This is a genomic window from Geobacillus sp. WSUCF1, from assembly GCF_000422025.1.
In the GTDB taxonomy this organism is placed as follows: domain Bacteria; phylum Bacillota; class Bacilli; order Bacillales; family Anoxybacillaceae; genus Geobacillus; species Geobacillus zalihae.
Genome location: NZ_ATCO01000227.1, coordinates 1 through 294 on the forward strand (window position 1 = coordinate 1; position 294 = coordinate 294).

At 53.4% G+C, this 294-nt stretch carries 1 pseudogene; it reads left to right on the forward strand.

Annotation, left to right across the window (positions count from 1 at the left end):
• Window positions 1-101 precede the first annotated feature (101 nt).
• Window positions 102-294 (forward strand): annotated as a pseudogene (locus I656_RS0116950) (hypothetical protein); the annotation flags it as partial.

Below are 294 nucleotides of genomic sequence, written 5' to 3' on the forward strand. Positions count from 1 at the left end.
TCCCGATGCGGAGGAAAGGTAACGACGAACGGAAAACTGCCGCATGTCTCCCGTGGATTCGCTGTTTGCGCACTCGATCATCGAAAAGGAGGATTTTCATCATGGATGTCATCTATCCTCGCTGCGCAGGATTGGATGTTCATGCCGAAACCATCGTCGCCTGCGCACTATGGGAAGAAGATGGACACATTCAAAAGGACATTCAAACCTTCTCCACGTTCTCGAAGGGACTTGGCGACCTGCTGGAGTGGCTCGAAGAACATGGCGTCACCCGTGTCGCCATGGAATCCACCG